The 26,143-nt window shown below is 70.0% G+C and carries 23 protein-coding genes and 1 tRNA gene; 20 read left to right on the top strand and 4 right to left on the bottom strand.

Going from position 1 to position 26,143, the window contains the following annotated elements:
* Nucleotides 1-3 precede the first annotated feature (3 nt).
* The 3 genes from PT931_RS20995 to PT931_RS20985 all read left to right on the top strand — a co-directional run bounded on the left by PT931_RS20995 (nt 4) and on the right by PT931_RS20985 (nt 2,131).
* The gene (locus PT931_RS20995; RefSeq protein WP_456247454.1) at nt 4-327 is read left to right on the top strand and encodes a hypothetical protein; all 324 of its coding nucleotides are present in this window, start codon (nt 4-6) and stop codon (nt 325-327) included.
* A gap of 105 nt (nt 328-432) precedes the next feature.
* Nucleotides 433-672, top strand: a complete 240-nt coding sequence (locus PT931_RS20990) for a hypothetical protein (RefSeq protein WP_456247453.1) — start codon at nt 433-435, stop codon at nt 670-672.
* Nucleotides 673-769: 97 nt separating this feature from the next.
* Nucleotides 770-2,131 carry an MBL fold metallo-hydrolase gene (locus PT931_RS20985; protein WP_456247452.1) on the top strand — a complete coding sequence of 454 codons (1,362 nt, stop codon included), beginning with the start codon at nt 770-772 and terminating at the stop codon, nt 2,129-2,131.
* A gap of 115 nt (nt 2,132-2,246) precedes the next feature.
* On the opposite strand, the gene PT931_RS20980 is transcribed toward PT931_RS20985, so the two are convergent.
* Entirely contained in the window at nt 2,247-2,969 is a 723-nt protein-coding gene (locus tag PT931_RS20980; protein WP_456247451.1) for a helix-turn-helix domain-containing protein, read from the bottom strand.
* Nucleotides 2,970-3,194: 225 nt separating this feature from the next.
* Between PT931_RS20980 and PT931_RS20975 the strand changes: the two genes are divergently transcribed.
* From PT931_RS20975 to PT931_RS20955, 5 genes are all read left to right on the top strand, one after another.
* Complete coding sequence (locus tag PT931_RS20975) at nt 3,195-3,704, top strand: flavodoxin domain-containing protein (RefSeq protein WP_456247450.1); 510 nt, start codon at nt 3,195-3,197, stop codon at nt 3,702-3,704.
* Between the two features lie 98 nt (nt 3,705-3,802).
* Nucleotides 3,803-4,843, top strand: a complete 1,041-nt coding sequence (locus tag PT931_RS20970) for a zinc-dependent alcohol dehydrogenase family protein (protein ID WP_456247449.1) — start codon at nt 3,803-3,805, stop codon at nt 4,841-4,843.
* A 38-nt stretch (nt 4,844-4,881) separates the two neighbouring features.
* Nucleotides 4,882-5,061, top strand: a complete 180-nt coding sequence (locus PT931_RS20965; RefSeq protein WP_456247448.1) for a hypothetical protein — start codon at nt 4,882-4,884, stop codon at nt 5,059-5,061.
* 7 nt (nt 5,062-5,068) lie between these two features.
* Nucleotides 5,069-5,440, top strand: coding sequence for a hypothetical protein (locus tag PT931_RS20960; protein ID WP_456247447.1), 372 nt, complete (start codon nt 5,069-5,071; stop codon nt 5,438-5,440).
* A gap of 31 nt (nt 5,441-5,471) precedes the next feature.
* Nucleotides 5,472-5,942, top strand: coding sequence for a universal stress protein (locus PT931_RS20955; RefSeq protein ID WP_456247446.1), 471 nt, complete (start codon nt 5,472-5,474; stop codon nt 5,940-5,942).
* Between the two features lie 78 nt (nt 5,943-6,020).
* Here PT931_RS20955 and PT931_RS20950 read toward each other — a convergent pair whose 3' ends face one another.
* Nucleotides 6,021-6,716 carry a response regulator transcription factor gene (locus PT931_RS20950; protein WP_456247445.1) on the bottom strand — a complete coding sequence of 232 codons (696 nt, stop codon included), beginning with the start codon at nt 6,714-6,716 and terminating at the stop codon, nt 6,021-6,023.
* A 94-nt stretch (nt 6,717-6,810) separates the two neighbouring features.
* Here PT931_RS20950 and PT931_RS20945 point away from each other — a divergent pair, with 94 nt between their 5' ends.
* From PT931_RS20945 to PT931_RS20915, 7 genes are all read left to right on the top strand, one after another.
* The gene (locus PT931_RS20945) at nt 6,811-7,773 is read left to right on the top strand and encodes a LysR family transcriptional regulator (protein WP_456247444.1); all 963 of its coding nucleotides are present in this window, start codon (nt 6,811-6,813) and stop codon (nt 7,771-7,773) included.
* 147 nt (nt 7,774-7,920) lie between these two features.
* On the top strand, nt 7,921-10,452 hold the full coding sequence (locus tag PT931_RS20940; RefSeq protein ID WP_456247443.1) for a collagenase: 2,532 nt from the start codon (nt 7,921-7,923) through the stop codon (nt 10,450-10,452).
* Between the two features lie 396 nt (nt 10,453-10,848).
* The gene (locus tag PT931_RS20935) at nt 10,849-11,295 is read left to right on the top strand and encodes a nitroreductase/quinone reductase family protein (protein WP_456247442.1); all 447 of its coding nucleotides are present in this window, start codon (nt 10,849-10,851) and stop codon (nt 11,293-11,295) included.
* Nucleotides 11,286-13,628, top strand: a complete 2,343-nt coding sequence (locus PT931_RS20930) for a phosphoketolase family protein (RefSeq protein WP_456247441.1) — start codon at nt 11,286-11,288, stop codon at nt 13,626-13,628. The genes PT931_RS20935 and PT931_RS20930 overlap by 10 nt, the downstream gene beginning before the upstream one ends.
* Nucleotides 13,625-14,587 (top strand): Acg family FMN-binding oxidoreductase, encoded by a 963-nt coding sequence (locus PT931_RS20925; RefSeq protein ID WP_456247440.1) that lies wholly within the window; start codon nt 13,625-13,627, stop codon nt 14,585-14,587. Before PT931_RS20930 ends, PT931_RS20925 begins: the two co-directional genes overlap by 4 nt.
* A 322-nt stretch (nt 14,588-14,909) precedes the next feature.
* A complete protein-coding gene (locus PT931_RS20920) occupies nt 14,910-15,728 on the top strand; it encodes a hypothetical protein (RefSeq protein WP_456247439.1) in 819 nt (272 codons plus the stop codon).
* Nucleotides 15,729-15,943: 215 nt separating this feature from the next.
* Nucleotides 15,944-16,600: a uracil-DNA glycosylase gene (locus PT931_RS20915; RefSeq protein ID WP_456247438.1), complete on the top strand. Its 657-nt coding sequence runs from the start codon at nt 15,944-15,946 to the stop codon at nt 16,598-16,600.
* A gap of 136 nt (nt 16,601-16,736) precedes the next feature.
* Here the strand turns inward: PT931_RS20915 and PT931_RS20910 are convergent, their stop codons facing one another.
* Both PT931_RS20910 and PT931_RS20905 read right to left on the bottom strand, forming a co-directional pair.
* Nucleotides 16,737-18,134, bottom strand: a complete 1,398-nt coding sequence (locus PT931_RS20910; protein ID WP_456247437.1) for an FG-GAP repeat domain-containing protein — start codon at nt 18,132-18,134, stop codon at nt 16,737-16,739.
* Nucleotides 18,135-18,588: 454 nt separating this feature from the next.
* Entirely contained in the window at nt 18,589-19,065 is a 477-nt protein-coding gene (locus PT931_RS20905; RefSeq protein ID WP_456247436.1) for a hypothetical protein, read from the bottom strand.
* A 465-nt stretch (nt 19,066-19,530) separates the two neighbouring features.
* Between PT931_RS20905 and PT931_RS20900 the strand changes: the two genes are divergently transcribed.
* From PT931_RS20900 to PT931_RS20880, 5 genes are all read left to right on the top strand, one after another.
* Nucleotides 19,531-20,967 carry a CHAP domain-containing protein gene (locus PT931_RS20900; RefSeq protein WP_456247435.1) on the top strand — a complete coding sequence of 479 codons (1,437 nt, stop codon included), beginning with the start codon at nt 19,531-19,533 and terminating at the stop codon, nt 20,965-20,967.
* 970 nt (nt 20,968-21,937) lie between these two features.
* Nucleotides 21,938-22,035, top strand: a tRNA-OTHER gene (locus PT931_RS20895).
* Between the two features lie 321 nt (nt 22,036-22,356).
* Nucleotides 22,357-23,499 carry a sensor histidine kinase gene (locus PT931_RS20890; RefSeq protein WP_456247434.1) on the top strand — a complete coding sequence of 381 codons (1,143 nt, stop codon included), beginning with the start codon at nt 22,357-22,359 and terminating at the stop codon, nt 23,497-23,499.
* A 17-nt stretch (nt 23,500-23,516) separates the two neighbouring features.
* Nucleotides 23,517-24,200 carry a response regulator gene (locus PT931_RS20885; protein WP_456247492.1) on the top strand — a complete coding sequence of 228 codons (684 nt, stop codon included), beginning with the start codon at nt 23,517-23,519 and terminating at the stop codon, nt 24,198-24,200.
* 214 nt (nt 24,201-24,414) lie between these two features.
* The gene (locus PT931_RS20880; RefSeq protein WP_456247433.1) at nt 24,415-25,989 is read left to right on the top strand and encodes an alpha/beta hydrolase; all 1,575 of its coding nucleotides are present in this window, start codon (nt 24,415-24,417) and stop codon (nt 25,987-25,989) included.
* Nucleotides 25,990-26,143 lie beyond the last annotated feature (154 nt).

Below are 26,143 nucleotides of genomic sequence, written 5' to 3'. Positions count from 1 at the left end.
CCCATGTCCCGGTCTCGACGTGCCGTCACGACCGCCCTCGTCGGCGTCGGCGTTCTGCTCGTGCTGTCCGCCTGCGCGGGCGCCGCGGGCCCGAACAACGTGGCGACGGTCAACGCCGCGCACCTCTCCGGGTTCTGGCCCGGACTGTGGCACGGACTGATCCTGCCCGTCACGTTCATCGTGTCCCTGTTCAACCACAACGTCGGCATCTACGAGGTGCACAACACCGGCACCTGGTACAACGTCGGCTTCGCCCTGGGACTGGCCACCTCGATCGGGGCGCTGAGCCGGGGTCCCGGCAGCACCAGGCCCGGCAGCCGGAAGTGACATCCACCCGGGCCATGTGGACGCGGCGACCGGGCCGGTCGGCACTGGTGGCCCCGCACAGCCGGCTACACGGTGAAGGTGAGAGAACCTAGGAGGTGAGCAGTCATGATGTACGGATACGGCCCGGGCTCGGGCTGGATGATGGTGACGACCCTGCTGCTGGGGCTCGTACTGATCGCGGCGGTCGTCTGGGCGGCGGTCCGCTACACCCAACAACCGGCAGGCCCGAACCCCGCAGCACGCGACGAATCCCCGCACGACGTCCTCGACCGGAGGTTGGCCGCGGGCGAGATCGACCCGGCGACCTACGACGAGGTCCGGTCGAGGCTGCCCGAACGGCGGTGACAGTGCCAACGGACCCGAAACAGACAGGTCGCCTGGCCCGGGCCGGTCACGCCGTCCGGCACCTGCCAGGAGCACACGACGAGAGCAGGCTGAGGGTATGTGGATCACCTTTCTGGGCGCTGCCGGCACCGTGACCGGCAGCCGACACCTGGTCGAGTCCGGTGACAGCCGGATCCTCGTGGACTGCGGCATGTTCCAGGGCGACCGGGAGCTGCGCCGCCGCAACTGGGAGCCGCTGGGCTTCCCACCGGAGCGCATCGACGCGGTCGTGCTCACCCACGCGCACCTCGACCACTGCGGCTGGCTGCCGCGCCTGGTCGCCGAGGGCTTCCGGGGGCAGGTGCTGTGCAGCCCCGGCACCGCCGAGCTGGCCGCGATCGTGCTGCGCGACGCCGCGCACCTGCAGGAGGAGGACGCCGAGTACGCGAACCGGATCGGCTCGTCCAAACACGCGCCCGCCCTGCCGCTGTTCGACACGCACGCCGCGGAGAAGGCGATCAGCCTGTTCGCCCCGGTGGCGTTCGGGGAGACGGTCACGTACTCGGGCACCGACATCACCCTGCACCGCGCCGGCCACATTCTCGGCTCGTCGATCGTCACCATTTCCGACGGGTCGAAGACGGTCACGTTCAGCGGGGACCTGGGCCGGGTCGACCACCCGCTGCTCCTGCCCCCGCAGGCGCCGCCGGACAGCGACGCCGTCATCGTCGAGTCCACCTACGGCGACCGCACGCACCCGCCGCGCAACCTCGACCGGTTCGCCGACGAGATCAGCGCCACCCTCCGGCGCGGCGGTGTGGTGCTGATCCCCGCGTTCGCCGTCGACCGCACGGCGGTACTGCTCATGGCGCTCAAGGAGCTCGTCGCCGCCGGCCGGATCCCGGACGTCCCGGTGTTCGCCGACAGTCCGATGGCCCTGGCCGCCCTGGACGTCTACCGCAAGGCGTTGGCCAACCACGCCCCCGACATCCGGCCGTTGCCCGACGGCGATCCGTTCGACCCCGGACAGCTCAAGCTGGTCGCCGACAAGGAGGGCTCCATCCGGCTCAACCGGCCCGGCTACCCGTGCGTGATCATCTCCGCCGCCGGGATGCTCACCGGAGGCCGGGTCGTGCACCACCTCGAGGCCCTCGCGCCCGACCCGCGCAACCTGATCGTGCTCGCCGGCTTCCAGGTGCCGGGCACCCGCGGCCGGGCCCTGGCCGACGGGGTCCGCGAGATCAAGGCATTCGGCCGGTACACCACGGTCCGGGCCCGGGTCGTGGCACTGGACGAGTTCTCCTGCCACGCCGACGCCGAGGGACTTGTGGCCTGGCTGGACGCGGGAGACCGCCGACCCGGCACCTGCTTCGTCGTGCACGGCGACACCGACGCCGCAGAAGCGCTCGCCGGCCGGATCCGCGCGGACCTCGACCGGGCCGCCGTCATTCCCCGGATGGGCGAACGGGTGCGCATCTGAGCGCGCGGAACGCGCTGGGCGACGCCGGTGCGGCCCGTCACCACGCAGACCGTGCCGGAAATACCCATGGGTCCGCGCGGAACCGACCCGGGCCGGCGACCGACCGGATGGGTGGTCAGTCTGTGCGGATCATCCGGCCGGTGACCCGGTCGAGACGTACCCCGATGTAGGTGTCGCGCGGCCCGCCGGCCCACGACTCCACCCCGGTCCACCCGGCCAGGAGCACGACCTCCGCCGCGTTGGTGACCATCCGGGCCTCACCGACCACGACGACCGACCAGCCCTCGCTGCGGATCTCGTCGAGCCCGTCGACCTCGAACGCCACCCGCTGCCCGGCCAGGCCCGCCAACGGCGAATCGGCGGCGGTGCGGAACACCACCTCCTCGGGGGCGAGCCCGAAGTTGACCGGCAGGATCATCGGCCCGTCGTCGGTACTGAACGCGACCCGTCCCACGCCGCCCACCGCGACCAGCCCCAGACACTCGGTCCGGTCGAGCGCGACGAGGCGCGCCGCGGGCGCGGGGCGGCCCGCGCCCGGGGGGAGTAGCACGGTGGCGCCGAGCAGGTCCTCGGCCGTCGTGTCCAGCGCCCGGGCCAGCCGGATGACGGTCTGCGGCGTGGGAGTGTCGGGGTGCTGCTCGACGTAGTCGATGTAGGCGTGCGCGATGCCGGAGCGTTCAGCCAGCTCGGCCCTACTGAGGCCCTGCTGCTCGCGCCGCCACGCTATCCGCCGTCCGAAGTCGCCGGGACTCGTCTCCGCCATCGTCCGCACACCCCCACCGTCCGCGTTCTCGACCGACCATCGCAGGCGGTGCCCGGTGAACCGGTCGAACCCCACTGTCCCAGTAGACCACCGGTGGACCCGCGACGCCCACGGACGAGAACTCCCAGAGGTGAAACGTCTGACCACGGCAGGTCCCCAGCCATCGGGGCGCGCGTGGTGGCCCCTGAGCCGCGAGCCCAGGAGAGAGGGACAGAGTCCCCGACGACCCGGGCCTTGTGGCCCTGCTGCCCGGCGGACGGGGCGCGCACGCTCACAGGGAGACGCGAAGGGAGAACCACCATGATCAACGCTCTGGTGGCCTATGGTTCCGCCCACGGTTCCACCGCCGAGATCGCCGGCTGGATCGGCGAGGCGCTGCGCGAACGCGGCCTGCACGTCGAGGTCCGCGACGCCGCGGCCGTCGACGACGTGACCGAGTACGACCTGGTGGTGCTCGGCGGCGCCCTGTACGCCCACCGCTGGCAGCGCGACGCGCGCCGCTTCGCCCGCCGGCACCGCGAGGCACTGACCGGGCGGCGGGTGTGGTTGTTCAGTACCGGCCCACTGGACCGCACCGCCGAGGACGGGTCGATCGCGGCGGTTCCCAAGGTCGCGCGGATCGCCGAGAAGCTCCACGCCCGAGGACACGTCACGTTCGGCGGCCGTCTGGCCGCCGACAGCACCGGGTTCCTCGCCAGCCGGATGGCCAGGACCATGGCCGGTGACTTCCGCAACCGCACCCAGGTCACCGCCTGGGCCTACGCGATCGCCGCCGACGCCGTCCGACCCGGCACCGAGATCCTCCGCTAGCCGGGGGACCCCGGTCCCGGGCGCACGGGACCTTCGGCCCTGCCCGCCCGACGGCCGCGGTGCTCGGATGAAACCGACAACCACGTGAGGAGTACGAGATGAAAGCCATGGTGTTCAACGGGCCGCAGGACCGGTCCTGGACGAGCGTGCCCGACCCGACGATCACCGACCCCCGCGATGTGGTCATCCGGGTCGACGCGGTGACGATCTGCGGCACGGACCTGCACATCCTGGGCGGCGACGTACCGGAGGTGACGGCCGGGCGGATCCTGGGCCACGAGGCGGTCGGCACGGTCATGGATCTCGGGTCCGGGGTGACCACGCTGGCCGCCGGTGACCGGGTCCTGGCGTCCTGCATCTCGGCGTGCGGATCCTGCCGGTACTGCCGCCAGGGCTCCTACGGGCAGTGCCGGGGCGGCGGGGGCTGGATCCTCGGGCACACCATCGACGGCGTGCAGGCCGACTACGCCCGGATCCCGTTCGCGGACCTGTCCACGCACAAGCTCCCCGACGCCCTGACCGACGAGCAGGCCGTACTCCTGTCCGACATCCTGCCCACCTCCTACGAGGTCGGCGTCCTCAACGGACAGGTACGCCCCGGCGACACCGTCGTCATCGTCGGCGCGGGCCCGATCGGCCTGGCGGCCGTGGCGACCGCGAAGCTGTTCTCCCCGTCGCAGATCATCGTCATCGACAAGGCCGACACCCGCCTGGCGGCGGCCAAGCAGTTCGGGGCCGACACCACCCTGCGGGCCGACGACGACCCGGCGGCGTCCGTCCTGGCCGCCACCGGCGGGCTCGGCGCCGACGTCGTCATCGAGGCCGTCGGCACCCCGCAGACGTTCGAGCTGTGCGCCCGGATGGTCCGCCCCGGGGGACACCTGGCCAACGTCGGCGTCCACGGCAAGCCGGCGACGCTGCACCTGGAAGACCTGTGGATCCGCAACCTGACCATCACCACCGGCCTGGTCGACACCCACTCGACGCCCACCCTGATGCGGATGCTCGCCTCCGGTCAGCTCGACCTGAGCCACATGGTCACCCACCGCTACGGGTTCATGGACTTCAACGACGCCTACGAGACGTTCTCCGACCCGGTCGGCACCGGCGCCCTGAAGGTCGTCGTCTCCCGCACCTGAGCCGGCCCGCAACACCCCGCACTGAGAGGAACGCCGCCATGCCCCGCGAAGAAGACACCCACGCCGCCGGGCGTGAGGCACGGGCCGAACTCACCGAGCACCCCGACCGGCCCCTGCCGCACCTCGACGCGCTGAACACCTACCTCACCACCGAAGCACACCGCGAGGACCCCGACCACCGCCGGACGGACCCACCCGTCACGACCGGATCCGGTTAGGCACGCGATGAACTGGCCGATCGCGGTGGCCGTGTTCCTGCTGCTGCACGGACTGGTCCACGTGGCCATCTATCCGCCGCCGCCGAACGACGAGGCGCCGTTCCAGCCGCACCGCTCCTGGCTGCTGCGCCGCTACGGCGTGCCCGAGACGGCGCAGAGGGCGGTAGCGGTCGCGGGCTCCGTGATCAGCGCCGTCGCGTTCGTCACCGCCAGCGGCGCACTGCTGGCCGGTGCCGGCTGGTGGGCTCCCGTCGCCGCCGCGGCGGCGGGAGTGTCCCTGGCGCTCCTCGCCGTCTACTACCACCCGTGGCTGACGTTCGGGCTGCTCCTGGACCTCGCCGTGATCAGCCTGGTTTTCTACGGGCCCACGCGGCTGTAACGCGAAGCGAACAAACGAGAGAGGATCCCCGATGACATCGAGTTCCCTGCTGGTCGTCGGTGTCGACGGCTCCGACGGAGGACGCCGCGCCCTGACCTGGGCCGTGCACGAGGCCGCCCGCACCGGTAGCGCCGTGCAGGCCGTGACCGCCTGGCACTGGGACGGGCTGGACGCTGAGTTCGCCAACCTGACCACACCGGACGCCGAACGCGAACGCGCCGAGAAGATCGCAGCCCACGACATCGCCGACGTCACCGCCGGACTGTCCGGCCACGTACCCGTCGCACTGGAGGTCGTCGCCGGACAGGCCTCCGACGTCCTGACGGCGGCGGCCCGCACCGCGCACCTACTCGTCCTTGGCAGTCACGGACACGGCGCGCTGCACCACGCGGTCCTCGGATCCGTCGCCGAGGCGTGCATCCGCAAGGCCGCCTGCCCGGTCGTCGTCATCCCTGTCCCGCGCCCCGCCCACGACCCGAATCTTCCGGCCACCGGAAGCTAGAACACGACCCACCTCCTGCCGGTGCCCACCACGGTGGGCGCCGGCGGAAGACCGGACCAGCGTGGGCCTCGGCCTGTCTCACCCCATCCGGTCCGGTGCCCTCAGCGCGACACCTGTGCCCCGCATGCTGTGCAGGTAGCGGGGATTGTCGGCGTTCTCGCCCAACTTGGCGCGGAGCCTGCACAGGAGCACGTCCACGGTCCGCGAACAGCGCGCAGAGCGGACACGCGCCCGCAGGACGGTACGGGGAACGAAGGTACCCGGATGCTCGCTGAGCATGTCCAGCAGGTCGAACTCCCGCTGGGTCAGGTCCAGCCGCCTGCCGTCGAGGACGGCGACTCGCGAGCCGACGTTGAGGCGGAGCTCACCGACGACCCGGGTGTCGGACGACGCCGGAGCTGGGACACGGCGCAGCACCGCCCCGATCTGGGCGTCCAGCAATGCGGGGGAGCAGGGCTTGGGCATGTAACTGTCCGCTCCTAGGTCCAGCAGCCGGGCGATGTCGGATTCGGGGCGCTCGGGGGCCAGAACGATGACCGGACGCCGGGTGCCCAGGCGGACCAGTTGAGTGACCTGAAGGCCATCAACGCCAGGGGCCGACGGGTCCAGCACGACGACGTCGGGCCTGCCGTGTGCCCGGAGCGAAACGTCGACCAGCACCGCTCCGACCTGCTCCAGGGCCAGCGCCGTGACGTGATGGCCGAGGCCCGACAGGCCCCCCGTGGCGGTCTGTCGGCAGGCCGCGTCGTCGTCGATCAGTAGTATCTTCGCCATGGCCCTGTCCCGTCGGGGTCGGACAATTCGGTTCCCCCACAGGCTCGCACCGGATGTGTGACTGCGGTCATACCAGCAGGTATAGCCTTGGACTATGGAGCTCGACGTCCGTCACCTGCGTGCGCTCTGCGCCATCGCCGAGGCCGGCAGTGTGTCCCGGGCGGCCGTGCGGTTGGGCATCTCGCAGCCCTCGTTGACCGCGCTCCTGCAGCGGGTGGAGCGCACGCTGGGGGGTGAGCTGTTCGTGCGTGGCCGCACGGGCGTGACCCCCACCCCGCTGGGGCACCGGGCGCTGCAACGCGCGCGGCTCGTCGTCGCCGAGATCGACGGATTCACCGGCGACCTGCTGCAGGGGGACCCGTCGACGACCAGGACCCTGCGCCTCGGATCGGTGCACATGGAGTGCTGCGGCAGCGTCCTGGACAACGTGGTCGCGGCGCTGTCCGACGCGGAGATCACCATGCAGGTGGAGCCGTCGGCGGTGGCCTTGGCACAGTCTCTGCAGCACGACCGGCTCGACCTGGCGGTGATCGGGATGATGGACGACCACGAGGTCGGGCTGGCCACCGATCTGGCGCAACGGATGCTGGTACCCAGGGTGCCGATCTTCGTGGCGATCGGGGCCCGACACCGCCTCGCAGACCGCGAGGAGATCGATCTGGCGGACCTGGCGGAGGACGCGTGGATCTCCCCGCCGGGGGCCGACGACGGGTCGCTGACCTCGTTGCGCGCGGCCTGCCGGCGGGCCGGGTTCGTGCCCAGGATCCGCTTCGAGGCACCCACGGGTGGGGGAGCGCAGCTCATCGAGACGGGCCGGGCGATCCAGCTGGTGGAGCCGACGTCGGTGTCGCGGGGCGGCCTCGTCGTTCGGCGGTTGGTCGGAGAGCCGTTGCGTGCCAGGCTCCTGCTCGCCTGGCGCCGGTCCCGGGTCTCCGAGGTGGACGCGGAGCGGGTGTACCTCGCCGTGGCCCGCGCGTACGTGGAGCACGCGGTGGACAACCCCACCTACGGCCCCTGGTGGGCCGCGCACCCGGAGGTGCACCCCCGCACGGACTGACCGTCTCTTAGGGGGCTGGTAACGCACACGTCACCTCTGGGTAAACGACGCCCTAACGACTGTTGTGCCCGAAAGGAGGACATCAATACGTTGCGGATCCACCTGGCCGACACCCGGCCGGGACCCGAACCCCCTCGGAGATCCGCAATGAGAGATCACCCCGACCGGCGTGCCCTCGCACGCCTGTCCCTCGTGGCGCTCAGTCTGATAGCCGGTCTGCTGGTGGCAGGCACCCCGACCCAGGCGGCGCACACCACCCCCGCGCCCGCTCCCCGAGTTCCGGCACAGGCGGCCGAACCCCGGCACTTCGCGACGTCCGGGACCGACATGCGCGAGCGGGCGCCCCGGCCGGCGTCGAAGGAGGAACAGCGCCGCGACTACGACGAACCCGCAACTGCTACCGAGAAGGCGCCCAGGCCTTCCATGGCCGGACGGTCCGCTCTGGCGGCGACCTGCAACGTCAGCGACTTCACCAGCCGCACCGGCTGGGCCCTGGTCGACCAGATCAAGGCCTCGACGACCGACTGCGTCAACAGCCTGTTCTCGTTGAGCGGCTCGGACGCGTACGCCGCGTTCCGCGAGGCGCAGATGGCCAGCGTCGCCTACGGGCTGCGCGACAACGGGTCGGCCTACCCCGGAAACAACAGCACGGGAACCGCCCAGCTCGTGCTCTACCTGCGCGCCGGCTACTACGTGCACTGGTATGACCCGACCACCGTGGGCACCTACGGCACGACCCTGCAGACCGCGATCCGCTCCGGCCTGGACTCCTTCTTCGCCAACCCGCGCGCCTTCGACGTCACCGACGCCAACGGCGAGTCCCTGTCCGAGGCGGTCACCCTCATCGACAGCGCCGAGGAGAACGCCCGCTACCTCCACATCGTCAAGGGCCTGCTGACCAGCTACAACAGTTCCTACAACACGTCGTGGTGGATGCTCAACGCCGTCAACAACGTCTACACCGTCCTGTTCCGCGGCCACCAGGTCCCCGCGTTCGTCACGGCCGTACAGTCCGACCCCAGCGTCCTGGACACCCTCTACAACTTCGCCTCCTCACACCTCGCCCTCCTCGGCACCGACCAGAGCTACCTGACCTCCAACGCGGGCCGCGAACTCGCCCGGTTCCTGCAACACGCCCCCCTGCACGCCAAGGCCCAGTCCCAGGCCAAGGGCCTTCTCAACCAGAGCTCCATCCGGGGTACGACCGCACCGCTGTGGGTCGGCGTCGCGGAGATGACCGACTACTACGACCGGGCCAACTGCGCCTACTTCGACACCTGCAACCTCCAGAGCCGGCTCACCGCCGAGGTCCTGTCGATCACCTACGCCTGCGACGCCGGACACACCATCCGGGCCCAGGCCATGACCACCGCCGAACTGACCGCCACGTGCACCAGCGTGCGCAACCAGGACGCGTTCTTCCACAACATCGTGGCCGACCCCGGACCGGTCACGGGGGACCGCAACACCAACATCGAGATCAACGTGTTCGACAGCTCCACCGACTACCAGACCTACGCCGGCGCCATCTTCGGCATCGACACCAACAACGGCGGCATGTACCTGGAAGGCGACCCGTCCGCGACCGGCAACCAGGCCCGGTTCATCGCCTACGAGGCCGAGTGGATGCGGCCGACGTTCGCGATCTGGAACCTCAACCACGAATACACCCACTACCTCGACGGCCGCTACGACATGTACGGCGACTTCGGCGCCAACATCACCACCCCCACCATCTGGTGGATCGAGGGCTTCGCCGAGTACGTGTCCTACTCCTACCGCAACGAGGTCTACTCGGCCGCGATCACCGAGGCCGGCAAACGCACCTACTCGCTGCGCACCCTCTTCGACACCACCTACAGCCACGACACGACCCGCATCTACCGCTGGGGCTACCTCGCCGTGCGCTACATGCTCCAGTCCCACCGCGCGGACATGATGACCCTGCTGTCCCACTACCGGTCCGGGAACTGGACCGCGGCCCGGACCCTGCTGACCAGCACGATCGGCAGCCGCTACGACGCCGACTGGTACACCTGGCTCGCAGCCTGCGCCGCCGGCAGCTGCGGCGGGGGCGGAACACCCACCAACCAGCCGCCGACCGCCAGCTTCACCGTCACCACCGCCAACCTCACCGCCACGTTCACCGACCGCTCCACCGACTCCGACGGCACGGTCGCCTCCCGCTCCTGGAACTTCGGCGACGGCACCACCTCGACAGCGACCAACCCGACCCGCACCTACGCCGCCGCCGGCACCTACACCGTGCGGCTCACCGTCACCGACGACAAGGGCGCCACCGGCACCACCACCCAGACGGTCGCCGTCGCCACCGGCGGAGGCAGCGTCCCGGAATGCACCGGCAGCGACGTGCGCACCCTCGGGAAGAACTGCCAGCGCACCAACAGGTCCGCGACCGCCGGCAACTACGACTACCTGTACCTGTACCTCCCCGCCGGCGTCACCCAGCTGCGCATCACCGCCTCCGGCGGCACCGGCAACTGCGACCTGTACTACAGCCCCAGCACCTGGGCCACCACCGGCACCTACACCAGCCGGTCCACCAACCCCGGCAACGCGGAGACCCTCACCGTCACCAACCCGGCGGCCGGCTACCACTACATCAGCCTGTACGCCACGACCACCTGCGGAGGAGTCACCGTCAAGACCGAGTATTAGAAGATCCACAGCGCCCCGAGCCGACACGTGCAGCCCATCCGGGCCGACCGACGGCCACCACGGGGCCACACAGACAGCGGGCGTCAAGGCTCCACCGGCTCCCCGGTCTGACGCCCGCAACGAGGGCCCACACCCACAACCCGCCGCGCTGAGGGGACAAGCGGCAGGTGAGGGGTGTGGGCCCTCCGAGCTGCCCGGACCACCCCGGATGCCGGTATTCACCGCGCACCCGGCTCTGTCCCGGTGTGAGACGTGTATGCCTCAACGTCCCTCGTGGCGCCCACCGTGCGGATAGGGGTCCTACGGCCCGGGCCACGAGGGGCCTTGTACCCGGGACGCGCACCAGCCCCCTGGCAGACGATGGGAACAGAGACCTTCGACCAAGGGGCCATCACCATGACGACGCACACCGGTGTCATCTCCCGCAGGCCCAGCCTGGGCCCGCACCACCTCGGCACCGTCAACCGCCTCGTCCTGGGGCTGCTGCACTCGCCACTGCACGCCCTCCTGGAGGGCGGGGTGTGCGAACTGTCCTTCACCGGTCGCCGCACGGGCCGCCTGATCCGCCTGCCCGTGATGTACGCCCGCACCGACCGGACCGTGGTGGTCATGGCCGGCGACGCCGAGGCCAAGCGCTGGTGGCGCAACTTCCGTACCCCGCACCGGGTGACGGTGACCCTGCACGGCGTCACCCACAACGGCAAGGGCCGGGTCCTCGTTGCCGGTGACCCGCAGTACGACCAGTCATGTGCCATCTACTGGGAACGGCACCCCGACGTGCGCCTGCAACCGGGCGACCGCCTCGTCCGCATCGACCTCGACGAGGAGCCGACATGCGCATGATCCCCACCACGCCCCTCACCGATGAGGACCTGCGCGCCGTGGACTCCTACTGGCGGGCCGCGAACTACCTGTCGGCCGGGCAGATCTTCCTCCTGGGCAACCCGCTCCCGCGCCGGTCCCTGCGGCCGGAGGACGTCAAGCCGCGCCTCCTCGGGCACTGGGGGACCAGCCCCGGACTGAACCTGATCTACGCGCACCTCAACCGGATCATCGCCGGCCGCGACCAGCCCGTGCTGTTCGTGACCGGTCCCGGGCACGGTGGCCCGGCGATGGTGGCGAACACGTGGCTGGAGGGCACCTACAGCGAGGTGTACCCGGAGATCACCCGCGACGCCGCCGGTACCGCGAAACTGTTCCGGCAGTTCTCCTTCCCCGGCGGGATCCCCAGCCACGTGGCTCCGGAGACTCCCGGGTCGATCCACGAGGGCGGTGAGCTCGGCTACTCCCTGGCGCATGCCTTCGGGGCCGCGTTCGACAACCCCGGGCTGGTGGTCGCGTGCGTGATCGGCGACGGTGAGGCCGAGACGGGCCCGCTGGCGGCGGCGTGGCACTCCAACAAGTTCCTCACCCCCGGCCGCGACGGCGCGGTGCTGCCGATCCTGCACCTCAACGGGTACAAGATCGCCAATCCGAGTGTGCTGTCCCGCATCGAGGAGGACGAGCTGACCGCGCTGCTGATCGGCTACGGCTACGAGCCCTACCTGGTCTCCGGCGAGGACCCCGCCGAGGTGCACCAGCAGATGGCCGCCACCATGGATCTGGTGTTCGACCGGCTGACAGCGATCAGCTACGAGCCGACCCGCCCGCGCTGGCCGATGATCGTGCTGCGTACACCCAAGGGCTGGACAGGTCCGCGTGAACGCGACGGCCTGCCCGTGGAGGGCACCTGGCGCTCGCACCAGGTCCCGCTACCGGCCGCCAGGACCGACCCCGGCCAGCTCGCAGCCCTCGAGGAATGGCTGCTGTCCTACCGGCCGGAGGAACTGTTCGACCCGTCCGGCGCGCCGCGCCCCGAGGTCGTCGGCTGGCTGCCGCGCGGCGAACTGCGGATGGGCGACGTCCCCCAGGCCATCGGCGGTCTGTTGACCCGGGACCTGGCACTACCGGATTTCCGCGACCACGCCGTGAAGGCGGGGGAGAACCACGAGGCGACCCGGGTCCTCGGCGACTGGCTGCGCGACGTGATGGCCGCGAACATGACGAACTTCCGCCTGTTCGGCCCGGACGAGACGGCCTCCAACCGCCTCGACGCCGTCTACGAGGTCACCGGCAAGGCCTGGCAGGCCCAGGTGCTGCCGACTGACGAGCATCTCGCGGTCGACGGCCGGGTGATGGAGATCCTGTCCGAGCACACCTGCCAGGGTTGGCTGGAGGGCTACACGCTGACCGGCCGGCATGGCCTGTTCTCCTGCTACGAGGCGTTCATCCACATCGTCGACTCGATGGTCAACCAGCACGCCAAGTGGCTCAAGACCGCGCGTGGCATCCCGTGGCGCAGGCCGGTCCCGTCGCTGAACTACCTGCTCACCTCACACGTGTGGCGCCAGGACCACAACGGCTTCTCCCACCAGGATCCCGGCTTCATCGACCACGTGGTCAACAAAAAGGCGGAGATCATCCGGGTGTACCTGCCGCCGGACGCCAACACCCTGCTCTCCGTGGCCGACCACTGCCTGCGCAGCCGCGACTACATCAACGTCATCGTCGCCGGCAAACAACCCGCCCCGGTCTGGCTCGACATGGACGCGGCCGCCGCGCACTGCGCCCGGGGCCTGGGCGTGTGGGACTGGGCCTCCAACGACGACGGCGACCCGGACGTGGTTCTCGCCTGCGCCGGCGACGTGCCCACCCTCGAGACCCTCGCGGCGGCCGACCTGCTGCGCACCCACCTGGCGCACCTGAAGGTCCGGGTCGTCAACGTCGTCGACCTGATGCGCCTGCAACCGGCGTCCGAGCACCCGCACGGCCTGCCCGACACCGAGTACGACGCGATCTTCACCACCGACAAGCCCGTCATCTTCGCCTACCACGGCTACCCGACCCTGATCCACCGCCTCACGTACCGCCGCGCCGGACACGGCAACCTGCATGTGCGCGGCTACAAGGAGGAGGGCACCACCACCACGCCGTTCGACCTGCTCATGATGAACGATCTCGACCGGTACAAGCTCGTCATCGACGTCATCGACAGGGTCCCCGGCCTCGCCCGCCAAGCGGCCGACGTCCGCCAGGACATGGTCGACGCCCGCGCCGCCGCCCGCCGACACATCCTCGAACACGGCGAGGACCCCGCCCACATCCGGGACTGGACCTTCACGGGAGACCCGTCATGAAGACCAACGCCGCCCTGCTGCGCGCCGTCGCCGCGGCCCAGCACGCCCCGTCGCTGCTGAACACCCAACCCTGGCGGTGGGAACTCGCCGGCGACGTCGCCGAACTGTGGGCACGCCGCGACCGGCAGGTCACCTCCGTCGATCCCGACGGGCGCCTGCTCACCGTCAGCTGCGGCGCGGCCCTCGACCACGCCCGCGTCACCCTCGCCGCCGACGGACACTCCTGCACCACCACCCGGCTGCCGGACCCCGAGCGCCCCGACCTGCTGGCCGAACTGCGCCTCACCGGCCTGCGCACACCGGGACCCGACGACTGGCGCCGCTACCAGTCGATGCTCATCCGCCACGCCGACCGCCGGGCATTCCCCAAGATCACCGTCCCTGAGGAGCTCCTCGACCAGCTCCGCCAGGCCGCCGAGGAAGGCGGGGCGCACCTGCAGATCCTGCGCCCCGACGAGATGATCGTCCTCGCCGGGGCGGTCGACCGGGCCGAGGCCATCGAACTCGACGACCCCGCCTACCGCGCCGACCTCGACACGTGGACCCACCGGCCCGCCCACACCCGCGACGGCATCGACGTCCCCGCCCCCGATCCCACCGCCCGCACCGTCCCGATCCGCACCTTCGACCCCGACCACCCCACCCCCCTGGGCGAGAAGGTCGGCGACCAGGCCGCCCGCTTCGCGATCCTGTTCACCGACAACGACCACCCGACCGACTGGCTGACCGCGGGAGAGGCCCTCAGCCGGGTACTCCTGACCGCCGTCGCCACCGACCTGGCGATCTCACCCATCAGCGACGTCATCGAGGTACCCGTCACCCGCCAACGCCTGCGGGGCCTGCTGTCCGACCTGGGCTGGCCCATGATCGCCCTGCGGATCGGCATCACCGAACGACCCGGGGCCGCCCCGGCGACCACCCGCCACACCGCCTTCCCCCAGCACTGCGTCGACGTCTGACGACCCCCGCTCTCCAGGACGCACCCACGTCGCGACTCCTGACCACCGCGACCGGCCGCCCTGACCAGTGGGACAGGCACCCACGTGCCGCGCCCACCCGCATCCGCACCGCCGGCGAACAGGGGCTATGTGGCCCGGGCCGTGCGGGCCCTTCGACCCGGGCGGGGACGACGCCCAGCCCGGAGGATGGATATGGGCCGGCCGCGTGCCAGGAGACGAACCTCCTGAACGCCAGTCCGGCCCGCTCGCCCACCGACGGCCAGCCCACGTCGCTGCCGTGCCACCGACCGGCCCACCGGCCCAAACGTGACGGAGTGTTGTCGTGCGATCAGACCCCACAACGAAACCCGCCGCCGCCCGGGGCACCAGCGCGATCCTCCTGGACGCCATCGCCGCCTCCCAACACGCGCCCTCGCCACACCAGCCCGCCCCGTGGCGCTGGGAACTCCACGACGGCACCGCCGAACTGTGGCTGACAACCCACGGAAACGACGACCGAAGGCTTGCCGTCGCCAGCTGCGGCACCGCACTCCACTGGGCACGGGCAGCCCTCGCCGCAGCCGGCCACACCAGCGTCACCATCCGCCTACCCGACCCGCGACGCCCCGAACTCCTCGCCGAACTACGCGTCACCGGTACCCGCACGATGAAGAACTCCGACCTCCGCCGGTACCAGTCGATCCTGACCTGGAACAACGAACCGCACACACCCACGGACCACACGGTGCCAGCCAGGGACCTCGACCGACTCCAGTGGGCCGCCGAACGCTACGCGGCGCACCTGACGATCCTGGAACCCGAACAGGTCGCGCTCCTCGACCCCCAACGGCGCACGCCGACGCCGGAGGCCGCCGAGGACAGAACCACCCGCTACGCCGTCCTGTTCGCCGACGCGGACACACCGCTGGACTGGCTGACCACCGGCGAGGCACTGGGGGAGATCGTACTGACGGCCGGAGCCGCCGACCTCGTCGTACTGTCGATCAACGGCCTGATGGGCGCGCCCGCGTTTCACGACGACCTGCGCCGTGCGCTCGCGAACCGGGGCTGGCCGATGCTCGCGCTACGCTTCGGCACAGCCCAACGCCCAACCAGGCCGCTTCCGGTATACCTCCCCCAAAGGGTCGGCGCGATCAACTGAAACACCGGACCACGGTCGGACGGCGGCCCGCGAACCACCTGCCCGGGTGGCGATCGGTGAGGCATGGCCGGCTGCATGCTGTGAATCCGCTGAGTGGGGGCGCTGGCGACAGGTCGGTGAGGCGGATGCCGGACCGCCTCTCCGCGGCTGGCGCTGTCGGAGAGTGGATGTTCGTCCGCTAGGGGAGGCAACCTCGGCGCGCCTAGGCTGGCGAGGTGGACGGGCCCCGTGCCGATTCCCCTAGGACCAATCGAGAAGTCGCCGAGCTGGCTCGCAAGCAATCGCTACTCACGGAGCCACGCATCGCCCCGCTGACCGCGCACGCGGCCCGGATACGGTCGGAACGGGGAGCAGATCGCGTTCCGGACTTCGACCCGACCGAGGCCGGCGTACACGCACCGATCCTGCTGCTGCTGGAAGCGCCGGGTGCCAGGGCGACCCGCGAACGTCACGGGTCTGGATTCGTCAGCCCCGACAACAACGACCAGACCGCCGCCACTATGTGGCACCTGCTGTGCGACGCCGGCATCGACCGCAGCCGCGATGTCGTGACCTGGAACGTCATCCCCTGGTACATCGGCGACGACACGAAGATCCGGCCCGCCTCGACGCGAGATCTTCTCGCCGCCGAAGGCTACACGCGACAGTTGCTGGCGCTGCTTCCCGCGCTGAAGGTGGTGGTCCTCATCGGCCGGAAGGCCGCGAAGGGATGGAGCAGACTCGGCATCCATACTTTGCGCACCATCGAGTGCCCACACCCGTCCCCACGCAACCTCAACACACGGCCAGCGGACCGTCAAAAGATCCTGGTTGCCCTCCAAGACGCCCGGCGCCTCGCAGGACTCGGCTCACCGACGGGCCGCGGCCGTTGACGGCTGGCTTCCGGCCGGCGGCCGGTGGTGTTGACGCGGCAGTACCGACCGTCTTGACGTTTGGGCCACCCGGGGAACCTAGCCGATCAGCGTGATCGTCGCCGACAGCCCGGCAGGCCCGGGTTGCCCTGGCCGGTCAGGGGATGGCGGTGAAGATGTTCCATCCGGATCCGAAGTCGGTCCCGTTGTCGAAGGTGTCGGCGCCGGTGCTGTGGTACACCCGCGCGGTGCCGTCGGCGAGGCGTCCGATCAGGTCGGGTTTGCCGTCATGGTTGATGTCGGCCAGGTTGATGGCGGTGAAGATGTTCCACCCGGATCCGAAGTCGGTCCCGTTGTCGAAGGTGTCCGCGCCGGTCCCGTGATAAACCCGGGCAATGCCGTTGGACAGTCTGCCGACCAGATCGGGGCGCCCGTCCTGGTTGATGTCGGCGAACAGAACCGCCGTGAAGATGTTCCAACCGGACCCGAAGTCAGTCCCGTTGTCGAAGGTGTCAGGCCCGGTGCCGTGATACACCCGCGCGGTGCCGTCGGCGAGGCGGCCGATGAGGTCCGGTTTGCCGTCGTGGTTGATGTCGGCGAAGTTGACGGTGCTGAAGATGTTCCATCCGGAGCCGACCTGCGCACCGTTGTCGAACGTGTCAGAGCCCAGTCCGTGGTACATCCGCGCGGTGCCGTCGGCGAGGCGTCCGATCAGGTCCGGCTTGCTGTCATGGTTGATGTCGGCCAGGTTGATGGCGGTGAAGATGTTCCACCCTGAGCCGAACTGCGTCCCGTTGTCGAACGCGTCGGCACCCGTTCCGTGGTAAACCCGCGCGGTGCCGTCGGCGAAGCGGCCGATCAGGTCGGGCTTGCCGTCGTGGTTGATGTCTGCCATCGTCCCGGTCAAGGTGTCGGGCAGGGCCGGGGGAGTGGGACTGGGTGTTGGAGCGGGGCCGGGCCCGCACTGCTGGGCGGGGCCAGTGTTAGCGGAGCCGAGGGTCCCGATCACGGTGCCTTCGGCGCGCGTGACGCCGGGGCTGCCGTGGTCGTGCCAGCAGGCGTGTCCGGCGGTGAGGTTCCTGTACTCGACGTGGATGTGGCGGCTGGGGTTGCAGCCGAGATTGGTGGCGTCGCCGACGCGCATCCCGTTCGTGATGGTCCCACTGGTGACGGCGCTGGTGAGATGCGCGACGTAGATCCAGCCGACCGAGACGCCGTCGACCTTGACCTTGATGCGCACGCTCTGTCCGCACGACGACGAGCTGGACATCCACTCGAAGGAAAGTGTTCCGCTGTTGCCACTGACGTTCAGGCGGACTGCCGTGTTGTCTGCCGGGGCGTAGAGGTCAGTGGCCCAGTCCCCGCCGCCTGGCCGGTGGTGCACGCTCGGGTGGCTGGAGTTGACATCGTTGTAAGGCGGGTTGACGTGGGAGACGTAGGCCCATTTCCCGGTGAAGGGCATCGTGACGTTCGCCGACGGGCCGACCGTGGCCGAAGCCGGTGACGAAGCCCAGAGGCCGAAAGCCGCGAACATCAGCCCTACTGCCAGCAGCACCCGGGCCCGAACTACCGTACGCATCATCATGGCCACCTACGTTCGCTGCGGGGACGTATGGATGAGGGTCGCGCAACCCTGTCGGACCCGCTGATGCCCGAGGCTGACCCGGCAGCCCGCCAGGCATCTGACCTCAACAACGCGTCCGTGAGCACCTCCACAAGAAGGCCCCGCTCGGATCAGAGCCGTCCCCTGGGGGAGCCTAAAGACACCGGCACGGTCAAAGTCGCGACTGTCCTCGATCAGACGGCCCCAGGGACGAGCGGTAGTCAGCATCCGACGACCGCGAAGGTCCGCGCCGAACACACGATTCACCCCTAACTCATTCCACCCTTACGTTGATCACTCCGACGTCCGCCGCAGCGGCTACGAACGGGTACGCCGACCGTCGAGGCGAACGCCAACGCAGGCAGCCCTCTGCCCGAGACTCGAATCTAGGGAATGAACATGTGCCTTAACCGCGTCTTCCGGCGATGGTGCTACTAGTCCTGCTGCGGCGAACGTCCGCCAGGCTCAGCTTCACCGGCTCGCGCCGGGTGGACTGGCTGGCCAAGCGCACGCCGAGGGCGTGCAGTCGGCCGGCGCGCAGTCCGGCTTCACGGATGCGCGTCAGGAGCTGGTCGATGACGCTGACCAGATCCCCGTCGGCGAGCAGGTCCTCCAGGCGGGCGATGTGCCGCGCGCCCGTCCAACGCGACAGGCACGCCTTGATCGCGGCGAACAGGACGTTGACGCGGTCGGTGTCGGGTCCGCCGCCGAAGTGGTAGGTGCCGACGCCGTCGCGGGCGCCGGGCGCCCAGCGGATGGCGTCGGGGTCGAGGTCCTCGTCGGGCAGGTCGTCACCGCCCGCGGTCAGTCCCGGGCCGGTCTCGGGCAGATGCGCGCGGATGTGCGCGAGAATCGACCCGGCGGCTTCACTTTCAGTAGTCACAATGATCGAGAATGCGAACCTAGATCATGTTTAGCGAGTGGGTTGACCAGTACATATCTGACACGATCTACGTTCGAGATGACTTTTCGCCGGGACCAGGCGGTGCGCGGGCACGCCCACGATGCGGTGAACGCGCTGCGGCCACACCCCGGGTTGTCACCCCACCGCGAGTCGGCTCGGCAGGTGGGGCCGCCGGCCTCGGTTTCGGCGGACCGGCGCGCCACAGCCGGCGTAACCGGTGGCGTTACCGCTGTCTGAACGGCGGTCCCATACGTCGTTGACGGGTTGCCGCAGCGACGGATTCCGGACATCCGCCGACGACCGGGGTCGATACCGTCGGGTATGGATTTGCGCGCAGCGTGTCGATTCCTTTTCTCTGTGGTGCTGTGCTCCGTGGTAGCGCTCGCCGGCGCGCTCCCGCCGATGGCTGCCCACGCAGGCGGTGGCTACACCGACGATGCCGCCGTGTGCCGTACGACCGGCCAGCAGGCGGGCGCCTGCCCCGGCTACGACTGGGGCTACTGGTCGAACGGCACGTTCCGGTCGAATAGTCCGCGCGGGTTCGCCTACCGTAACTGCACCGACTTCGTCGCCCAGCGGGTCGGCCTCACCTGGTCATCGTTCCGCTTCCCCAGCGGCGCGGGGCACGCCCGGGACTGGGCTGCCTACGCGTCCAACGCTGGCCTGACGGTGTCTACCGCCGCGCAGCAGGGTGACGTCGCCTGGTGGGGCGGCGGGGACTACGGACACGTCGCTGTCGTGTCGTCAGTCAACGGCGACGGATCGGTGAACGTGGAGGAGTACAACGTCGCCGCGCCCGGCGGCTACGGCACCCGTCCGAACCTCCGCGCGGAGAAGTACCTGCGGCTCGGCTCGTCCGGCTCGTCCGGTCAGGCGACGCCTGGGACGGATGTCGACGGCAACGCCGGCGCGGATCTGGTGCTCACGACGAGCGAGCCCGGCGGCGGCACGGCGGCGATCGTGGGCCTGTCGACCTACGCGGGCTTCTGGGTGCAGCCAGCGTGGTGGCGTGATCCCGACACCGGCTGGGCGGGGGTCACGCCCCTCGCCGGGGACGTCAACGGTGACCGCAGGGCCGACTACGTGTTCCTCGCCAACGCCGGCGCCGACGGCACCCGCGCGTACGTGGCGCTGTCCAATGGCACCGGGCTCAGCGCGCCGCAGCTGTGGTGGAACGGCGTCGGCTACGGCTACACCGGTATCAAGGCGGCGCTCGCCGACGTCGACGGCAACGGCGGGGCGGACTTGGTGCTCACGACGAGTGAACCGGGCGGCGGCACCGCCGTCGTCGTGGGCCTGTCGACGTACGCGGGCTTCTGGATACAGCCCGCCTGGTGGAGCGACCCCGGCACGGGCTGGAGCGGGGTCACGCCCCTCGCCGGGGACGTCAACGGCGACCGCAAAGCCGACTATGTCTTCCTCGCCAACGCCGGCGCCGACGGCACCCGCGCCTACGTCGCGCTGTCTAACGGCTCCAGGCTCAGCGCACCGCAGCTGTGGTGGAACGGCGCCGGCTACGGCTACACCGGCATAAAGGCAGCGCTCGCCGACATGGATGGCAACGGTGGGGCCGATCTGGTACTGACCACGAACGAACCGGGCGGCGGCACGGCGGCGATCGTAGGCCTGTCCACCTACGCGGGCTTCTGGATACAGCCCGCCTGGTGGAGCGACCCCGGTACGGGTTGGGCCGGCGTCACGCCCTTCGCCGGGGACGTCAACGGCGACCGCAAAGCCGACTACGTGTTCCTCGCCAACGCCGGCGCCGACGGCACCCGCGCCTACGTCGCGCTGTCCAACGGCACCGGGCTCAGCACACCACAACTATGGTGGAACGGCACCGGCTACGGCTACACCGGCATCAAGGCCGTCCTTCGTTGAACGGGCGGGCCCGGTACCGCATCATGTGCGGTACCGGGCCCCACGGCGATCAGAGTGCCTACCAGATCCTGGTCTACAGGCCACATCGCTGTGACGATCCCAGCAGGGTCCCGCGCCGACACGAGGGAATCTCCTTCGTAGGGTCAAGGAGTTCTTCTAGCCGCACGATTCAACGTCGACACGATCACAGGCCCCAGTTCCTCGCCGAGCACCAGCACGCCGATACCTCCCAGGCCCACCGGTCGTTCAACATGGCGACACGCACGCCGAGAATGTCTGTGCCCCGAGCCGACGACGAGACAGCCAGGCAGGTCGACATGACGGACTACGCCCTGCACGCCTCGACACACGACCTGCTCGCCGAATCAGCAAAGCGACAGCCCGCGGCAGCGCACCCGATCTGAAAACGCTTCAACAACTCTGCCGCGAAGTCGAAAGAGCACAATCCCGCTCGGCGACCGAATCGCCGGTCGAGTATCGGCTGACGCCCCTCGGCACGCGCCGTCCGGCCCGGGATCTACTCGAGGACCTGCTCTCCGGGATTAGCGCGTGCCTGCTGATGTACGTCGAATACTGGAGTCCTGAAAGCGAGGATTCTAGTCAGATCGACTTCGAAGAAGGACTCGTTGAAGAGTCAGAGGAGCCTTCCCCTCGACAATCGCGTTCATAGACGAGGTCCGCCTAGAAGGGGAAAGAGCCCGAGCGGCTCTCGACTAACCGCAGGAACCGACACTGCGTTCGACCCCAGGTGACGGAAGTGCGGCACAAATTCGCGGGCCGCATGACCGGCCCTGCCTCGACCCGGCCCAGGGTGAGGCGCCAGCCCCGAAGTTCCCGGTCAAGTGAGTCAGCGGCAAATCCTGAATCGGAGTCCTGCTGGATCGTCCGGCCCGTGAGCCACCTAAACCTCTTGGGGACCACGTGTGGACCACACGCCAACCACGGTATACACGAATCCACCCAGAACGCACGGGCTGACCGCCCGGTATAACCCCTCTGACCTGCCGAAACGTCCACGCACATGAGCTGGGGGTCAAGGGGTCGCAGGTTCAAATCCTGTCAGCCCGACAGATGCAAGACCGCAGTTTCAGCAGGTCAGAAAAAGCCCGATCAGGCCAACTGATCGGGCTCTTTCTATGTCAAGGTAAGCGCTTGGAGACCATTTGGGGACCGCGACGGGCCTAAATGGGAGGTAAGCAAAAAATCGGCGTGTTTATCGCAGATGACCATCCCTCCGCTGTGGATCCCGAGGCGACGCGGGCGGCCGCGGTAGGGGCCGTGGCTGGTCGGGAACGTGTTGGCGCGGCCGTATGCGTATGCCTTTTGGCGTAGGCCGGGTACGCCTTGAGGGTGGCGCGGCGTCTTACATGATTCGCCTACCCTGTGGTGGTGTCCGGTGAACGAGTCGACTCGTGGCTGCGGCGGCACCCCACGGTGGTGGACGTCGTGCTCGCGGTCGGCGTGGCGGTGTTGGGTGTGGTGGTTGCGTCCGGCGATCCGTGGTCTGTGGTGTGCGCTGCGGTGTTACCGCTTCCGCTGGCCGCGCGCCGCCGTCAGCCGGTGGTGTGTGCCGCGCTCGTGCTGCCTGCGGCGTTCGGGCAGTGGCTGGCCATCCCGCACGCGGGTCTTCTTGCCTCCGACCTGGCGGTCTTGATGGCGATTCACGCGGCGGCCGGATACGGCCCCCGCTGGGCGGGTCGCGCCGGGCTCGCCGCCGGGCTGCTGGGCGCGGCGCTGGCGGGCGTGCGATGGCCGCTACGCGCCGACACTTCGTCGTTGCAGCACTTGACCTTCGCCGCCTTCCTTGGCAGTACGGCGGTCACCGCTTGGGCGTTGGGCGCTTTGCATCGCGTGCGCCGGGAACGGGCGCGACTGGTGGAGATTGAGCGAGGCCAGCAGGCACGGCTTACGATCTCCGCTGAGCGGGCCAGGATCGCCCGGGAGATGCACGACGTGGTGGCGCATTCACTGGCAGTGGTGATCGTGCAGGCGGACGGCGGGTGGTTCGCGGCCGAGTCGTCACCACAGGCGGCGCGTGCCTCGCTTGCCACGATCGGCGACACGGGTCGCCGGGCGATGGGAGAGATGCGCCGACTGCTGGGGGTGTTGCGTGAGGGCCAGGATGGGGAGCAGAGTTCGGTGCCCCAGCCAGGATTCACGGACATCTCGCAGCTCGTGGAGGAAACCAGGGCCAGCGGTCTGGACGTCCACCTGCGGCTGGATCAGCCCGGGGAGCCGGTCGAACCGGGGCTCGGGCTGGTCGTGTACCGGATCGTTCAGGAAGGGCTGACCAACGTGCTCAAGCATGCGGGGCAGGGGGCCCGCGCGCAGGTGGCGGTCCGCTGGGACCGGGATCAGTTGGAGATCGTCATTCAGGACGACGGGCGCGGGACGACAATATGTCCCAGCTCTGCCGGGCACGGGGTGGTCGGGATGCGCGAACGCGTCGCCGCCTACGGAGGGACGGTCTGGCTCGGGCCCAGTCCCGGAGGCGGGCACCTCGTCCGTGCGCGGATCCCGGTACTGAGGTGAGCGATCCCGGGGAACACATCGGCTCGGACGTCCAGCCGATCCGAGTACTGTTGGTCGATGATCAGCAGCTGGTCCGCACCGGACTCCGCATGGTGATCGATTCCCAGCCGGACATGCGGGTGGTGGGCGAGGCCGGAGATGGGCTGGACGCCGTCCGTGCGGCGGAACGTCTGCGGCCGGAACTGGTCATGATGGACGTGCGGATGCCGCTGCTGGACGGCATCGAGGCGACCCGGCGCATCGTTACCCTGCCCTTGCCGGCTCCGCCGAGGGTGGTGGTGTTGACGACCTTCGACCTGGACGAGCACGCGGTCACCGCGATCCGTGCCGGGGCCAGCGGCTTCCTACTCAAGGACGGCTCCGCGATGGACATGCTCGCCGCGCTGCGTACCGTGCACGCCGGGGACGCTGTGATAGCGCCATCCACTACACGCCGTCTGCTGGACCACTTCGCCCCGGCCTGGGACCCGGCCGCCGCCAAGGCGGTCGGTGCACTGACCGACCGTGAACGCGAGGTGCTGCTGGCCCTGGCGGGCGGCCGGTCGAACGCCGAGATCGCCGCCGTCCTGGGCGTCGCGGAGGGTACGGTCAAGACGCACGTCGGACGCGTCCTGGCCAAGCTCGGTGTCCGGGACCGGGTGCAGGCTGTGGTCCTGGCGTACGAGTCCGGTCTGGTCCGTCCTGGTCCCGTGCGTCGCTGACCAGGTGCCGCGATGGTCCTGCCGGCTGCCGGACGTATGCCGAAGGTCGCTCATCGAACGGGCCGGCTGGGAGACGACGACGGTCATGCCTCGCACGTAGCGTCGCCGCATGACACATCACAGCGCCGAACGGCACATGATGGTTGCGGCCACAGTCGTCCGGCCAGACCGACGGCGCCGAGCGCGTCATGCGCAGAGGACGCACAGAGCACGCTTGACCGGTTCGGTGGCCGCGCTCACCGCGTTCGTCGTCGCGGCGGTGCTCGGCCTGGCCGCAGGGCCGCCGGCCGCCGCGGGCGTTGACGCCGGCTCTCCCGACGGCGGTGCGCTGGCCCGCTACTACGAGCAGACGTTGACCTGGCATGGTTGCCGGGCCGACTCCGACGACGACGTCGGCACCGCGCTGGACGCGGCCTCGGCGCAGTGCGCCGACGTCACTGTGCCACTGGACTACGCTCGGCCCGCTGGCCGCACCATCACGGTCGCGGTGGCCCGGCACAAGGCTGCCGACACTGCGCACCGCCTCGGCACACTCCTGGTCAACACCGGCGGCCCCGGCCCCTCCAGGGACGGCGTCCTCGCGGTCCTGCAGGGCCTACCCCCGGTCATCCCGCACGGCTCACCGGCGGTCGCCGCCCGCTACGACCTCGTCGGGATGGACCCCCGCTTCTTCGGGCGCAGCACCCCGCTGGAGTGCGGCTGGCCTGCGGGCGCCGCCATGAGCAGCGCCAACGTGGCCGCCCCGGACCGGCGGTCCTTCGACCGCAGCGTCGCTCTCGCCAAGGACCTCGCCGGACGTTGCGCCGACCACCGGGACCTGCTGCCCTACGCCTCGACCCGCAACGTCGCCCGGGACGCCGACGTCGTACGCGCCGCCCTCGGCGAGCAACGCATCTCCTACCTCGGCTGGTCCTACGGTACCTACCTGGGCGCCGTCTATCTCCAGATGTTCCCCGGACGCGCCGACCGGACCGTCCTGGACAGCGCGGTCGACCCCGCCGTCTACGCCCCGGACCTGAACCGCGCCACCGGAGCGAAAGCCGACGCCGAGGGGTTGCGTGACTGGGCAGGTTGGGCCGCACGCCGACACGGCCGCTACGGCCTCGGCGCGAGCACCGAGCAGGTGCTGGCCACCGTCGAACGCATTCGCCTGGCGGCCGGACGCAGGCCACTGCGGGTCGGCGACCACGAGGTCACCGCTGCGATGCTGCCCGGCCTGCTGCTCACCGTCGTCGACACCGACGAGGCCTACGCCGAGTTCAGCACCAAGGTCGGCGTGCTCAGCGACGCCGCCCGCGGCGGCACCGCCACCCCCACGCCCGAACTGGACGAGTACCTCACGCTGCTGGCCTCGACGGACGTCGTGCCCGCGTTCGGGTTCAGCGCCGGACTCGCCCTGCGCTGCGCGGACCGTGCGGCCTCCCGCGCCACCGAGACCTACTGGCGCGACATCCGGGCCCACCGCGGCGACGAACCCCTCTACGGTCCACTGACCCGCAACATCACCCCGTGCGCGTTCTGGGCCACAGCTCCGGCTGAACCTCCCACCGAGGTCCACAACGACGCACGGGTACTCATGATCGGCGCCGACGGCGATCCCGCGGCCCCGTACCCAGGTCAACTGGCCCTGCACCACGCACTGACCGGCTCCCGCCTGGTCACCCTTCGCGGCGCATACCGCCACGGCGTCTACCTCTTCGACGCCAACCCCTGCGTCGACGGCACGGTCGACCACTACCTGCTGGACGGCGTCCTACCCACTGCCGACACCCATTGCATCCGGCCGTAGCGCGCCAGCCCGCCATGACGTCGACGGCCACCCCATCGAACCGGCGGCCGCCCCGGCGAAGGCCACCGCCTCCGGTCTGCACACGTCCAGTGCGCCCGGTTGGGGTGCGTACGCTTCCGCTTCCGCTGACGGTGCTCGGAGCCGGATGCGTGCT

The sequence above is a fragment of the Longispora urticae genome (genome assembly GCF_053902585.1).
This window is presented reverse-complemented; position numbering and strand designations above follow the sequence as displayed.

Coding starts and splice junctions, on each gene's coding strand:
- PT931_RS20940 (WP_456247443.1), top strand. CDS start 7,921: ATGAGAGATCACCCCGACCGGCGTGCCCTCGCACGCCTGTCCCTCGTG.
- PT931_RS20955 (WP_456247446.1), top strand. CDS start 5,472: ATGACATCGAGTTCCCTGCTGGTCGTCGGTGTCGACGGCTCCGACGGA.
- PT931_RS20995 (WP_456247454.1), top strand. CDS start 4: ATGTCCCGGTCTCGACGTGCCGTCACGACCGCCCTCGTCGGCGTCGGC.
- PT931_RS20945 (WP_456247444.1), top strand. CDS start 6,811: ATGGAGCTCGACGTCCGTCACCTGCGTGCGCTCTGCGCCATCGCCGAG.
- PT931_RS20960 (WP_456247447.1), top strand. CDS start 5,069: ATGAACTGGCCGATCGCGGTGGCCGTGTTCCTGCTGCTGCACGGACTG.
- PT931_RS20990 (WP_456247453.1), top strand. CDS start 433: ATGATGTACGGATACGGCCCGGGCTCGGGCTGGATGATGGTGACGACC.
- PT931_RS20975 (WP_456247450.1), top strand. CDS start 3,195: ATGATCAACGCTCTGGTGGCCTATGGTTCCGCCCACGGTTCCACCGCC.
- PT931_RS20965 (WP_456247448.1), top strand. CDS start 4,882: ATGCCCCGCGAAGAAGACACCCACGCCGCCGGGCGTGAGGCACGGGCC.
- PT931_RS20970 (WP_456247449.1), top strand. CDS start 3,803: ATGAAAGCCATGGTGTTCAACGGGCCGCAGGACCGGTCCTGGACGAGC.
- PT931_RS20935 (WP_456247442.1), top strand. CDS start 10,849: ATGACGACGCACACCGGTGTCATCTCCCGCAGGCCCAGCCTGGGCCCG.
- PT931_RS20925 (WP_456247440.1), top strand. CDS start 13,625: ATGAAGACCAACGCCGCCCTGCTGCGCGCCGTCGCCGCGGCCCAGCAC.
- PT931_RS20930 (WP_456247441.1), top strand. CDS start 11,286: ATGCGCATGATCCCCACCACGCCCCTCACCGATGAGGACCTGCGCGCC.
- PT931_RS20950 (WP_456247445.1), bottom strand. CDS start 6,716: ATGGCGAAGATACTACTGATCGACGACGACGCGGCCTGCCGACAGACC.
- PT931_RS20985 (WP_456247452.1), top strand. CDS start 770: ATGTGGATCACCTTTCTGGGCGCTGCCGGCACCGTGACCGGCAGCCGA.